Here is an 11,918-nt window from a genome sequence, read left to right on the forward strand (position 1 = left end):
CATGCCCTATACCTTTGGCATTAGTCGCTTAAACGGTACAACCCAGCCGTATATAAATCATTAATACCAAGTTGAGCATTGAGAGAAAGAGCGTCCGGGCCTGTTATAGCCACACGGACAAACGCATCGCTATCCGCAGAAATAGCCAGCGTTTGAGACAACTCAGGTTGTACAGGTGCAAGGAACTCAATCATGAAGACTCAAGTCATGTTCTGGAAAGCAAGTACCACGCTGGCACTGGCAATCGCACTCACACTCGGCGGTTGCAGCAGCGGTGGCGGCGGACATCACAGTGGGGGCTCTGCTTCCTCGGATACTGCTGCTGGCGGTGGCGGCAGCGGTGGCGGCGGTACAGACGGTGGCGGTACCGGCACAACCAGCACCCTGGTAACGGCCAGCGTGGCCGACACCCTCGGCGATACCGTGACCGACCTCGGCGGCACCGTCAGCAGCCTGGGCACTACCCTGGGCAGCCTGCCTATCGTGGGTGCAACTACGCGCAGCCTGGTGCGTGCTACCGGCAACGCCGTCAGCAGCATCGGCGAAGGCCTGTCGGATGGCCTCGGTTCACTGGGTACCGACAGCAATGCACTGGGCAACACCGTCGCGGGCGTGGCCGACGGTGTCTCCGACCTCGGTGCAGGCGTGACCGCCACCGGCCAGAACGTCGCCACCTTGCTGGGGCACGTGCCGGTGGTCAGCGGCGCGGCACCGGTGGCAGGCAACGTCGTCGGCAAGCTCGGCAATGCCGTGACCATGCTCGGCGACACCCTCAGCACCGCCAGTACCACCGGCCCGCTGGGCTCGGCCACCCATACGCTTGGCGCAAAGGTATTGGTCCCGGTGGTGTCGCTGGTGGAAAGCACCACCGCTAAAGTCGGCAGCACGACCGGCCTGGACAGCCCCGTGGGCGGCCTGCTGCAAAAGCTCGGCGATACCGTCGATAGCCTGGGCAATCAAGTCGCCGACACCGGTGGCAGCGGCAACCCGGCGACCGGCGCCGTGGGCGGCGTGCTCAATGGCGTGGGTACCGTGGTCGGCAAGGCCAGCGGCTATGTCGACGCCACGGGTAACAGTGGCGGCAGCAACCGCAGACCGGGCCTGGCGGAACTCATCGGCGGCGTGATAGCGGGCGCCGGCAGCGGCCTCAATGCCGGCAGTAGCAACGGTCTGGTCAGCGCCACCGGCGTCACCGGTGTGAAGGCGGGCACTACCGTGGCATCCCTGGGCACCCTTCTGGGCGGCAGTGGCGTCCCCAACACCGCCGCAGGCACCCCCATTGCCACGTTGACCAGCCAGGTCGGCGGCGCGTTGAACCCCGTCACCAGTGGCGTCACCCGCCTCACTCAAAACGTCGGCAATGCCACCGGCCTGGGCACTCCAATCAACGGCCTGGCCACCAACGCCGGCGGCGCCGTCAGCAGGCTGGGCAGCCAAATCACCAGCACCAACGCCAACCCGGTCATCAACGCCTTGGGGGGTACCGTCAACGCAGTGGGTGGCACCGTGGCCTCGGTCGGAGGATTGGTCAGCGGCGGCCCCAACACCGGTGGTGGTTTGCTCGGCGGCGGCCTGGCCGTGACGACCTCCGCGGGTGCCAGCACCAGTACGAATGGCGGTGCCCTGGGCGGGCTGCTGGGTGGCCTGACCGGCAGGAAATGATTGCACCTGGCCGATTAGACGGCCTCACCTGCAGCGCCTACGCTTGGTTGAGACGAGAGACCAGCTAAGTCTCTCGTCTTTTTTTCATGGGTCAATGATCGACCCCTGAAAACACCCAGACCGCGCTCCCCGAGCCCGACGGGAACCTGCAAAACGCTGCAGCAGTTCTGACCATGGAGTGTCCTATGCGCGCTTTGACACCGTTGTTACTGCTCACCCTCAGTGCTTCCGTCCACGCCGACCCCCTGCCCAGTTTCCTGAATAGCAACGACACCGTCCGCAACCTGCCCGTGCCTAACCTGCCCGCCGACGCGTATCGACCGGCGCCCCAGCAGACCCGACTGCCCGCCCCTGCTGCCAGCGCGGAGCAGCCGTTGCTGATGGACACCAAGGTGACCATTCGAAAGCTGCAGATCGACGGCGGCACGGTCTACCCGCTCAAGGACGTCGCCCAGGCATTCGAACCGCTGATCGGCCATGAAACCAACCTGGCGCAATTGATCGAAGCCACCCGCAGCATCACCCGCCGCTACCAGGAAGATGGCTACCTGCTGTCCTACGCCTTCCTGCCGGAACAGCGCTTCGACGGCGGCCTGGTGCATGTGGTGCTGGTCGAAGGCTATATCCGCGATTACCAGCTGCAAGGCGACATCGGCCCGGTTTCGTCCTACGTCGACAAACTCGGCGAAAAACTCAAGGCCGAACGTCCACTCACCCGTAAGACGTTCGAGCGTTACACGACACTGATGAGCGCCATCCCGGGCGTAACCTTGCAGGCCCAGGTACCGCCGCCCGCCACCACCGACGGCGGCACGCCGATGCACATCACCGCCAGCCGCAAACCCTTCACCACCAGCATGAGCCTCAACGAGGCCAGCCGAGGCGGCACGCAGGCGCTGCTCACCGGCACCGGCAACTCCTGGACCTCCATGGGCGAACAACTGAGCCTCAGCGGCCTGTTCCCGCCCGGCGACGACAAAGAACATTACTACCGCGCAGCCTACAGCCAATTCATCAATGCCGAGGGCACCCAGCTCACGCTGTCGGGTGAACGCTACCGCGCCGATCCACGCACCAGCCTGCAACTGGGCGAAGGCCTGGAGCTCAAGCCACACCAGGAAATCGACCGCTACGCCATCGGCTTCAGCCACCCGCTGATCGCGTCGCCCAACGAGTCATTGAACCTCGGCGCCCGCTACTATGCCGTCGACCAGACTACGCGCTACAAGCTCGAAGGTTTCCCGCAACGCCTGGCGCTGCAAACAGACCTGCGCGCACTGGCGTTCGAAGGCGATTGGCGCAAGGCCGACACGACCCAGTTGCGCATCCTCAGCGCCGGTGTGTACCAAGGCATCAACGGCATGGGCGCCAAGACCCGCACAGACTTCGGCGGGCTCAAGCCGGACCTCGACTTCTTCCGCCTGCGCCTCTCCGGCGTGCAGAGCAACAGGCTCTTCGATAACTGGCAAGGTGTACTCTCCGGCGCACTCTACTGGAGCCACCACGACCTGCCCGACAGCGAGCGTGCCACCTTCGGCGGGCAGAATTTCGGCCGTGGCTACCCCGATGACCAGGGCTCCGGCGACAAAGGCTGGGGCGTGGCGTATGAGATCAACTACAGCTACAACCGTGCTGGCGAGTGGGTGCGGATCCTGCAGCCCTATATGGTGCTCGACCGCGCCAGGGCCTGGTTCAACGACCTGCCGGTCAAGGGCAGCGATATGTCATCGGCGGCCCTGGGCCTGCGTTTTGGCGACGCCAGGTACTACAACATTTCCGTGGAAGCGGCCAAGCCGATGGCAGATGTGGCGCGGGATAACTTCGACCGACGGCCGCGGTATACGCTGAGCTTCACTTATCAGCTGTGAATGAGCGCTTAATACCTGGAGTGAGAGAGAGGAAACAGGTTGTTGAGCGTATCGATCAGGCGCACCAGATAGATCGGCTTGCGGAACAGGTCCAGCACCTGCAGGCGCAGCATGTCGCTGACGTCATCCATCTCGGCATGGCCGGACATCACGATCACCGGCAGGTGCGAGCGCGAGGTGTGTTCGCGCAGGCGCTTGATCAAGGAAATGCCGCTTTCCTCAGGCATGCGCAGGTCGGTAATGACCAGGGCGATATCCGGATGCAGTGTCAATTCTTGCAAGGCGAAGGTCACGGAGGTGGCGGTAAAACAGACAAAGCCCTCGTGTTCGAGGGATTCGGCCAGCTCAACCAGAGCATCCTCTTCGTCGTCCACCAATAGTATTTGTTGGCGAGACAAAGAAGATGTGCTCATGGCCGTACCTGGAAGAATGGGGTAATTGAAGAATAGCTGCTGCAACTTGGCAGTCAGGTCGCCGTTGGCAGCTTGGTAGCGATCGACGTGAAAATTCCACTTATCTTGGTGCCCAGGCCGGTTCCGGCACCCACAATGACGAGGGCCACCAGCGCCACGATAATGGCGTATTCAATACCTGAGGCAGCCTCTTTGCGTTTGAAGAACAGTTGTATCTGAACATATAACTTCAACATCAGGTCAAGGAACATACGACTTCTCCCTAATACGCCACTAAAAGCCAGTACGGCTCTAGCACGATGTTTGCGACGTGCAATTAGAGCATTGCCAACAAACCTCAGCCTCACAACTGTAAGAACTCATTAATCACAAAGTATTAGTCGTCGGTGCATGCCTGACTACCCGGCTGCAAATAGCGTTCAAATAAAATTTTATCCGTGACAAATGGCGTTTCGTCCTGGCTGAGCTACCTTCAAATAGCCAAATCGTTAGATGTTCATCACAGCCAGGTTGCGAATTAGTTCGTTTGGATTGACGAACAGGTAGTGCAACGGGAAAGGGAGAGCCGTCATGAACAGTCGCATCAGCATGGCCCTGGCCGCTGTGCTGCTAATCGGGGCATTGATTGCAGGGTACTGGGGGCTGGTGTTGAGCCGCCAAACGGAGCCCGTCGCAACACCTGTCATTTCTGCCGAAAAGCCCACTGCTGTCGTCGAAGACCAGACCCGCCAACCAGTGGTCGTACTGGCGCATGACGTCCCTGCCTTCGTTGCACTTACCGCTGCCGACCTGGTCGTGGAAAAACTCCGCACGGTGCCCGCCGGCAGCCTGACGCGGCTGGACCAGGCCATCGGCCGCCAACCACTGCGCGCACTGGGAGCAGGTACCTGGCTCAGCGAGGAAAGCTTCAGCGCCGGCGGCCCGCTTGCCCGCATGATTCATCCCGATGAGCGCGCATTGGCCGTGGCCGTCGACGAGGTGATCGGCGCGGCAGGCCAACTGAGCCCCGGCGACTATGTGGATGTGCTGCTGTTCCTGCGCCAGGATGCTGGCAACGCGGAGCAGTCGGCACAAATCGTCCTTCCAGCCCTGCGCCTGCTCAGCGTCGGTGACCAATTGGGCCTGGCCAACGATGGCTTGCCGGCCGTGCCGCCCGCCGCCACGCCCGAGGAGCGCGCCCAGGCTGCCCAGCGTCGCGCTGCTGCACGCACCGTGGTGTTGGCCGTGCCGGAGCCTCTATTGAGCCGCCTGATGCTGGCGTCGCAAGCCGGTACCTTGCGCCTGGCCGTGCGCAGTGCCGAGGAGCAACTGCTCAGCCAGTACTGGGCCGGGGAAAACGACGCTTCGGACAAACTGGCCAATGCCAATCGTGACCTCTACCAATTCACCCAGCTTGCCCTTGTGGGACCGCCCAAAAGCGTCGCGCAAATCAGCGGCGCACCCGCTGTACGCCGGGGCGTCGAGGTGATTCGCGGCGCGCAGGCCACTGAACAAACCCCGTGATTGAGCAAGGATGCCTTGAATGAGCCATCGCTACGCCCTCATGTTCACGCCAATTGCCTGGGCCTTGATGCTGACAAGCCTGCCAGCCGCCATGACCCTGGCGGCACCCGGCAATTGCAGCGCCCTGGGCCAGTTGCCTGCCGTGGTCGAGGTGGGCGAAGGCTTGCAACAGGAACTGCAATCGCCGGTGCCAATCACCCGCCTGGCGATTGGCGACCCGAAGATCGCGGATGTGCGCGTCAATGGTGACCGTCATTTCCTGCTGACCGGCGTCGCCAGCGGCGCTACCAGCCTGATGGTGTGGACTGCCTGTACCAAGGCGCCGCGCCAGAGCATGGTGTTCGTCAAGGGCAAGGCCACGTCGGCACTGACCAGTTTGTCGCGGCCACCCTCCGAAGACCCATTGCTGCCCAGCCAGGTGCAGACGGATATACGCTTTGTAGAAGTCAGCCGCACCAAGCTCAAGGAAGCCAGCACCCAGTTCCTGGGGCTGGGCAACAATTTTTTCCTCGGTAGCCCCAACCTTCTCTCCCCGGCAGAAGGTGTGTTCAAACTGCCGGTGAGTGCCGAGTCTTTCAATGTCGGTTTTGGCGGCGGTCGTGTCAAAGCGATGATCAACGCCCTCGAGAGCAGCGGTTTTGCCTACACCCTGGCGCGTCCCAGCCTGGTAGCGCTGAGCGGCCAGAGCGCAACCTTCCTGGCCGGCGGTGAAGTACCTATACCCGTACCCAGCGCCGGCAGTGACACCATCTCCATCGAATACAAGGAATTCGGCATTCGCCTGACCCTCACGCCGACGGTGATTGATCGCAACCGCATCACCCTCAAGGTAGCGCCGGAGGTCAGCGAGCTGGACTACAGCAACGCCGTACAGATCCAGGGCATCCAGGTGCCGGCCCTGACCGTACGCCGCACCGACACCAGCGTGTCCCTGGCCGATGGCGAAAGCTTTGTGATCAGCGGCCTGATCAGCACCAACAACCGCTCCAGCATCAGCAAGTTTCCGGGGTTGGGCGATATCCCGGTCCTGGGTGCGTTTTTCCGCGACACCAATATCCGCCGCGAAGAAAAGGAGCTGCTGATGATCGTCACGCCGCACCTGGTGCAACCGCTGGCGGCCAACGCTCAGTTGCCTTCCTTGCCCGGCGAAAAACTGCGCAACTATGACCCCAACTGGTACCGCCTGTTTTTCCTCGAAAACGGTAATTTCGACCGCCGCAGTGGACTTTCCCAATGAGCGATAGCTTGAGCCAGACGTTCCTCGCCATCACTCGCAACACCATCGACCTGGAGTGGCTGCAGGGTGCCCTGGCGCCCCTTGGCCAAGTCGTGAGCGCTGGCACCGGCAGCCTGGACGAGCTGCTGGCGCTGGTCGACGTGACCTTTGCCAACCTGGTCTTCATCGGCCTGGACCGTGAAAACCTGGTGGCCCAGAGTGCGCTGATCGAAGGCGCCCTGGAGGCCAAGCCGATGCTCGCCGTGGTCGCCCTGGGCGACGGCATGGACAACCAGTTGGTACTCAACGCCATGCGGGCGGGCGCCCGGGATTTCGTCGCCTACGGCTCACGCTCCAGCGAAGTGGCCGGCCTGGTGCGCCGCTTGAGCAAGCGCCTGCCGACCATCACCCCCAGTGCACACTTGGGCGGCCTGACCGTTCTGTTTGGCACCCAAAGCAACGCGGACGGCGCGATGCTGGCGACTCACCTGGCCCTGGTGGTGCAAAAAAGCGGCCAGCAGACCCTGCTGCTGGATCTGGGCCTGCCACGCAGCGACAGCCTGGCGCTGCTGGGGCTGGAGAGCACCTTCAACTTCGGTGACGCGTTGCGGCATTTGCGCCGCCTCGATACCACGCTGATCAACAGCGCCTTTACCACAACCGTGGATGGCCTGCGCATCCTGGCGTATGCCACCGGCGACGAACCGCTGAAACTGACCAGCGCCGCCGAGCTGTACATGCTGCTCAGCGCACTGCGCCAGCACTTCCAGCACATCGTCGTGAACCTTACCGGGCAACCGGACAGCGACGCACTGCGCACCTTTGTCGGCCACTGCGACAAACTGCTGTGGTGCACCGACCAGAACGTACTGGACTGTCGCCGCAACCTCGCGGTGCTCAATCGCTGGCGCGACAAAGGCATGAAACTCGACCACGCCAGGCTGGTGGTCGACCGTTATATCAAGTCCTGCGTACCAGACACCGACACCCTGGAAAAAAGCTACGGCCTTGAGTGCATCGCCGTGCTGCCGCTGAGCGCCGAACTGCGCCTGAACGTAAAGAACCAGGGCCAGACCCTGTTTGCCCTGGCCCCACGTGAAGCGTTGAGCCAGGCCGTGCGCACCTTGGGCGAACGCCTGGCGAAACGCTCCAAGGGCTTGGAAAAACCATCAATGCGTTGGTTCGAACGCATCCTGGGGACGGTGCGATGAACGGCGAGAAACTCTTCGGCGGCCCGGCCCGCAGCGGCGGCAACACGGATCACGATGGCTTGAAGCTGGTGCTGCATCGCTACATCATCGACGCTATCGAGGAGTCGGGTAAGAACCTGCTTGAAGACACGCGCCAATCCCTGGCGCAATTTGTCGTCGACAAGGTGTCCGAGTACATCACGCGCATGCGCCTGGCGATCTCGCGCTATGAGATGGAACGCCTGGCCGAAGAGATCGTCGACGAACTTACCGGTTTCGGCCCGCTGGAGGTGCTGCTGCGCGACCCTTCAGTCACCGAAATCCTGGTCAATGGGCCGCACCGGGTGTTTATCGAACGTGAGGGCCTGCTGCATCAGAGTGACCTGCGTTTTATCGACGACCACCACGTGGAGCGCGTGATGCAACGCATCCTCGCGCCGTTGGGCCGGCGCCTGGACGAATCCTCGCCGATGGTCGATGCACGCCTGCCTGACGGTAGCCGGGTCAACGCGATCATCCCGCCGATTGCCCTGGATGGGCCATGCCTGTCAATCCGCAAGTTCCGCAAGGACATGCTCAAGAGCAGCGACCTGGTTGCCATGCAGACCATCGACCAGAGCATCTTCGAGTTTTTCCAGGAAGCCGTCGGCAGGCGCTGCAATATCCTCATCAGCGGCGGCACCGGCACCGGCAAGACTACGTTGCTCAATATTCTCAGCCAGTTGATCAATCCCCACGAGCGTCTGGTGACCATCGAAGACGTTGCCGAATTGCAACTGGGGCATCCCCATGTGGTGCGCCTGGAAACCCGCCCGCCCAATGCCGAGGGCCACGGTGAGGTCAGGTCCAGCGACCTGATTCGCAACGCCCTGCGGATGCGCCCGGACCGCATCATCCTGGGGGAAATCCGTGGCGTGGAAGTGCTCGACGTAATGACGGCCATGAACACCGGCCACGACGGTTCCATGAGCACCGTGCACGCCAACAATGCCCAGGATGCGTTGCTGCGCCTGGAAACCCTGGTGGGCCTGACCGGCCGCGTGATCGCGGAAAAAACCCTGCGCCAGATGATCTGCGCCGCGCTGGATGTGGTGATCCAGCTGACGCGCATGCCCGATGGCCGTCGTTGCGTGAGCGAGGTGGTGGAAGTGGTCGGTGTGCGCGATGACGTGTATGTCACCAATACCCTGTTCCGGCTGGACCGGCGCACCGGCGTCGGTTTCCTGCGCGAAGCCATCAACCCGGCCGGCGATAAGTTGCGCCGCGCCACAGCCATGCCGCTGTAGGGAGCGCCTGATGACAGGACCTGTATTGCTGCTGGTTTGCCTATTGCTGATCGGTCTGTCGTTCTGGCTGTTTCAGCATGGCCTGCGCAAGGCCCGGACCAGTCGCGTGCTGGAGCGCCTCGGCGATGGCCAACCCGAGGCACAGGAGCAGCCCGGCACCTGGACCGGCCTTGAGCGCATGTTTCTGCGCGCCGGGCTGGGCAAACCCAAGGAACGCCTCGGCCTGTGGCTGAGCGCGTGGGTGGTCGGCGCCCTGCTGGGCTACTTGGTCGCCGACGGGCTGGGCCTGGTGTTGATGGCCCTGGGCCCGCCCCTGGCATTGCGTGCCTATATCGCCTGGCGTTACCAGCAGCGGGTGCAACGTATGGTCGAGCAACTGCCGCAGTTGTTGGACCATAGCGTACGCAGCCTCAAATCCGGCCGCACCCTGGCCGACGCGGTATTGGGCGGTATCGAGAGCGTGGAAAACCCGCTCAAGCACGCCATGGGGCGCATGCAGCGCAACGTGCGCCTGGGGGTGAGCCTGCCGGATTCGGCCAGCGACTTCGCCGAATTCTACGAACAGGACGAGTTCCGCCTGTTCGCCCTTGGCCTGAAGGTCAACCACCGCTACGGCGGCAACGCCAGCGAACTGCTGGAAAACCTGATCAAGATGATCCGCGAGCGGGACCAGGGCGCCCGGCAACTCAAGGCGATGACGGGCGAGACCCGCATGACGGCCTACGTGCTGGGCGGTTTGCCGATCCTGATCGTGGGCTACTTCATCATGGTCAACCCTGGCTACTTGATGACCATGTGGAACGACGACACGGGGCGCTCCCTGCTGTTCGGCGCACTGGCGATGGACCTGACGGGCACCTTTGCCATGTGGCGCATGCTGAGGAGTGTGTGAGATGGCCCTGATGGTCAGCCTGTTGCTGGCACTCGCCGCCATGGTACTGGTGGGCGGGCAATGGCTCGAACATCGCCGTCGTGATCGCCGGGTCGTTGAGCGCTTGCAAGGGCGCAGCGCCAGCGATGACAAATTTGGCACGTTCATGCGCCAACTGGGCGCAAGCACGCTGGCCCAGCGCTCAGTCAGCCTGGATAACGAGACCCAGGTCCTGCTCAACCGGGTCGGTTGGCGCAAGGCCAGCCAGCGCTCGCTGTTTGCCGCCTTCCAGATCGGCGTGCCTGTCGCGGCGATGGGCCTGACCCTGCTCGGCCAGCAACTACTTTTCCCTCACGCCAGTCCCGCCTGGATTGCCCCGGCGGTCGCCCTGGGCATCGGCTACCTGTTGCCAAAACGCGTGCTCGCCGCTGCCGCCAAATTCCGCCAGCAGCGCATCGCCAAGGAAATCTCAACCTTCATTCCGCTGCTGCGCATCCTGTTCGAGTCGGGCATGGCGATTGAACAATCCCTGCGCGTGATGGCCAACGAAGCCCAGCGCTTGCTTCCAGACCTGACCCACGAATTGCGCCTGATCCTGGCACGCGTCGACTCCGGCCTGGAACTGAGCGAAGAACTGGGCAAGACCGCGCGCATATTGGAGGTGGATGAGTTCACCGACACCTGCATCATCCTCCAGCAATTGATCCAGCAGGGGGGTGGCGCGATGAAATCCCTGCTGACGCTCAAGCAATTGCTCGACGACCGGCGCCTGACCCGCATGCAGGAATACATCTCGAAAATGTCGGCCAAAATGTCGGTGGTGATGATGGTGTTCCTGTTTCCCGCCTTGCTGATCGTGCTCGGCGGCCCCGCCTTTATCGGCATCGCCCGCGCCTTGAGCCAATTCTGAGGACCACCTTGATGAAACCACTGATTGCCGGCCTGACCCTGCTGATGCTCGGCGGATGCGCCACCAACGGCCACACCCCATGGGCCGCGTTGACCGCGCCGGGCAGTTGCGCCAAACCCAGTGCGGAGCAGGAACTGACGCTGAACCTGTCCGATGACCTGGCCAACGAGGGCAAGCTGCACGCCAGCCTGGCCAACCTGCAGAACCTGCCCGACAGCTTGCCCCAGGTGCGCCAGCGCCAGGCCCGTAGCTTCCGTTTGCTGGGCCGCAGTGAGGCCGAACCCTTGTATCGCAGCCTGCTGGGTACTTGCATGACCGCCGAAGGCGAACATGGGCTGGGGCAACTGGCAGCGGCCAAGGGCGACCACCCACAGGCGATGGCTCACCTGCAAAGGGCCGCGCGCCTGGCGCCCACCGATGAAAAAATCCGCAATGATCTGGGCGTGGTGTACCTCAACCAATTGCGCCTGGAAGACGCGCGCTTTGAGTTCATGACGGCTATCGAGCTCAAACAGGGCGACACGCTGGCTGCGGTCAACCTGGTGACCTTGCTGATTTATCAGGATGACTGGGGGCAAGCGGCCAGAGTGGTCAGCCAGCTGGGCTTGAACCCCGGCCAGGTCACCGAGGCACAGGCCCGCGCGGCCCGGCTCAAGCGCTCAGCCAGGACCGCGCGCAACGTCGCAACGGCCGCCGATGCCCTGCCGGTGAGTATCAAGTAAGGAGTCGATGATGAAAGCCCATTACGTTGTGTGTCTGGCGCTGCTGCCATTGAGCGCCTCGGCTATTCCACCGGGGCCTTCGTCCCCGCAGCAGGCCGAAACGGAAAACTGGATGGCGTTGCAGGTCGATGGGCGGGCAGCCTCGCCGACACCGCAGAGCACCACCCCGGCAGAAAAGGAGCAGGCATTGCAGCGTTGGCTGGACAGTCACAAGCACCCGATTCCGGAGTTCTTTGAAACCAAGTCGGAGGCGGGCGTCAAGAGCCAGTGAACCCCG

Annotated in this window: 13 protein-coding genes; 10 read left to right on the forward strand and 3 right to left on the reverse strand. The window is 62.8% G+C overall.

Annotated features, from left to right (window positions below; genetic code table 11):
* Window positions 1-20: 20 nt before the first annotated feature.
* Entirely contained in the window at window positions 21-194 is a 174-nt protein-coding gene (locus V3W40_RS17575; protein ID WP_330215402.1) for a hypothetical protein, read from the reverse strand.
* Between V3W40_RS17575 and V3W40_RS17580 the strand changes: the two genes are divergently transcribed.
* Complete coding sequence (locus tag V3W40_RS17580; protein ID WP_330215403.1) at window positions 193-1,662, forward strand: collagen-like triple helix repeat-containing protein; 1,470 nt, start codon at window positions 193-195, stop codon at window positions 1,660-1,662. The two genes, V3W40_RS17575 and V3W40_RS17580, sit on opposite strands and share 2 nt — an antisense overlap.
* 185 nt (window positions 1,663-1,847) lie before the next feature.
* A complete protein-coding gene (locus tag V3W40_RS17585) occupies window positions 1,848-3,530 on the forward strand; it encodes a ShlB/FhaC/HecB family hemolysin secretion/activation protein (protein WP_330215404.1) in 1,683 nt (560 codons plus the stop codon).
* A gap of 8 nt (window positions 3,531-3,538) precedes the next feature.
* On the opposite strand, the gene V3W40_RS17590 is transcribed toward V3W40_RS17585, so the two are convergent.
* Both V3W40_RS17590 and V3W40_RS17595 read right to left on the reverse strand, forming a co-directional pair.
* Window positions 3,539-3,943 (reverse strand): response regulator, encoded by a 405-nt coding sequence (locus tag V3W40_RS17590; RefSeq protein ID WP_027607967.1) that lies wholly within the window; start codon window positions 3,941-3,943, stop codon window positions 3,539-3,541.
* A gap of 53 nt (window positions 3,944-3,996) precedes the next feature.
* Window positions 3,997-4,194: a Flp family type IVb pilin gene (locus V3W40_RS17595; RefSeq protein ID WP_065947179.1), complete on the reverse strand. Its 198-nt coding sequence runs from the start codon at window positions 4,192-4,194 to the stop codon at window positions 3,997-3,999.
* Window positions 4,195-4,513: 319 nt separating this feature from the next.
* On the opposite strand from V3W40_RS17595, the gene cpaB reads away from it, so the two are divergent.
* Genes cpaB through V3W40_RS17635 form a run of 8 tightly spaced genes read left to right on the forward strand, consistent with a single transcriptional unit; the run spans window position 4,514 to window position 11,912 of the window.
* Window positions 4,514-5,446 (forward strand): Flp pilus assembly protein CpaB, encoded by a 933-nt coding sequence (cpaB, locus tag V3W40_RS17600; protein WP_065947178.1) that lies wholly within the window; start codon window positions 4,514-4,516, stop codon window positions 5,444-5,446.
* Window positions 5,447-5,465: 19 nt separating this feature from the next.
* Window positions 5,466-6,683, forward strand: coding sequence for a type II and III secretion system protein family protein (locus V3W40_RS17605; RefSeq protein ID WP_065947177.1), 1,218 nt, complete (start codon window positions 5,466-5,468; stop codon window positions 6,681-6,683).
* A complete protein-coding gene (locus V3W40_RS17610) occupies window positions 6,680-7,873 on the forward strand; it encodes a pilus assembly protein (RefSeq protein ID WP_330215405.1) in 1,194 nt (397 codons plus the stop codon). The genes V3W40_RS17605 and V3W40_RS17610 overlap by 4 nt, the downstream gene beginning before the upstream one ends.
* The gene (locus tag V3W40_RS17615; RefSeq protein WP_065925542.1) at window positions 7,870-9,138 is read left to right on the forward strand and encodes a CpaF family protein; all 1,269 of its coding nucleotides are present in this window, start codon (window positions 7,870-7,872) and stop codon (window positions 9,136-9,138) included. The genes V3W40_RS17610 and V3W40_RS17615 overlap by 4 nt, the downstream gene beginning before the upstream one ends.
* A 10-nt stretch (window positions 9,139-9,148) precedes the next feature.
* Window positions 9,149-10,030 (forward strand): type II secretion system F family protein, encoded by an 882-nt coding sequence (locus V3W40_RS17620; protein WP_092489526.1) that lies wholly within the window; start codon window positions 9,149-9,151, stop codon window positions 10,028-10,030.
* Window position 10,031: 1 nt separating this feature from the next.
* On the forward strand, window positions 10,032-10,919 hold the full coding sequence (locus V3W40_RS17625; protein ID WP_330215406.1) for a type II secretion system F family protein: 888 nt from the start codon (window positions 10,032-10,034) through the stop codon (window positions 10,917-10,919).
* 11 nt (window positions 10,920-10,930) lie between these two features.
* Entirely contained in the window at window positions 10,931-11,641 is a 711-nt protein-coding gene (locus V3W40_RS17630) for a tetratricopeptide repeat protein (protein WP_330215407.1), read from the forward strand.
* Between the two features lie 10 nt (window positions 11,642-11,651).
* Window positions 11,652-11,912: a DUF3613 domain-containing protein gene (locus tag V3W40_RS17635; RefSeq protein WP_330215408.1), complete on the forward strand. Its 261-nt coding sequence runs from the start codon at window positions 11,652-11,654 to the stop codon at window positions 11,910-11,912.
* The last annotated feature ends 6 nt before the right edge of the window (window positions 11,913-11,918 follow it).

This window comes from Pseudomonas sp. AM8 (genome assembly GCF_036346475.1).
Classification (GTDB): domain Bacteria; phylum Pseudomonadota; class Gammaproteobacteria; order Pseudomonadales; family Pseudomonadaceae; genus Aquipseudomonas; species Aquipseudomonas marginalis.

Excerpts from the sequence above, each read along its gene's own strand:
- V3W40_RS17630 (WP_330215407.1), top strand. The coding sequence starts at position 10,931 with ATGAAACCACTGATTGCCGGCCTGACCCTGCTGATGCTCGGCGGATGC.
- V3W40_RS17595 (WP_065947179.1), bottom strand. The coding sequence starts at position 4,194 with ATGTTCCTTGACCTGATGTTGAAGTTATATGTTCAGATACAACTGTTC.
- V3W40_RS17610 (WP_330215405.1), top strand. The coding sequence starts at position 6,680 with ATGAGCGATAGCTTGAGCCAGACGTTCCTCGCCATCACTCGCAACACC.
- V3W40_RS17580 (WP_330215403.1), top strand. The coding sequence starts at position 193 with ATGAAGACTCAAGTCATGTTCTGGAAAGCAAGTACCACGCTGGCACTG.
- V3W40_RS17625 (WP_330215406.1), top strand. The coding sequence starts at position 10,032 with ATGGCCCTGATGGTCAGCCTGTTGCTGGCACTCGCCGCCATGGTACTG.
- V3W40_RS17575 (WP_330215402.1), bottom strand. The coding sequence starts at position 194 with ATGATTGAGTTCCTTGCACCTGTACAACCTGAGTTGTCTCAAACGCTG.
- V3W40_RS17635 (WP_330215408.1), top strand. The coding sequence starts at position 11,652 with ATGAAAGCCCATTACGTTGTGTGTCTGGCGCTGCTGCCATTGAGCGCC.
- V3W40_RS17605 (WP_065947177.1), top strand. The coding sequence starts at position 5,466 with ATGAGCCATCGCTACGCCCTCATGTTCACGCCAATTGCCTGGGCCTTG.
- V3W40_RS17585 (WP_330215404.1), top strand. The coding sequence starts at position 1,848 with ATGCGCGCTTTGACACCGTTGTTACTGCTCACCCTCAGTGCTTCCGTC.
- V3W40_RS17615 (WP_065925542.1), top strand. The coding sequence starts at position 7,870 with ATGAACGGCGAGAAACTCTTCGGCGGCCCGGCCCGCAGCGGCGGCAAC.
- V3W40_RS17590 (WP_027607967.1), bottom strand. The coding sequence starts at position 3,943 with ATGAGCACATCTTCTTTGTCTCGCCAACAAATACTATTGGTGGACGAC.
- V3W40_RS17620 (WP_092489526.1), top strand. The coding sequence starts at position 9,149 with ATGACAGGACCTGTATTGCTGCTGGTTTGCCTATTGCTGATCGGTCTG.
- cpaB (WP_065947178.1), top strand. The coding sequence starts at position 4,514 with ATGAACAGTCGCATCAGCATGGCCCTGGCCGCTGTGCTGCTAATCGGG.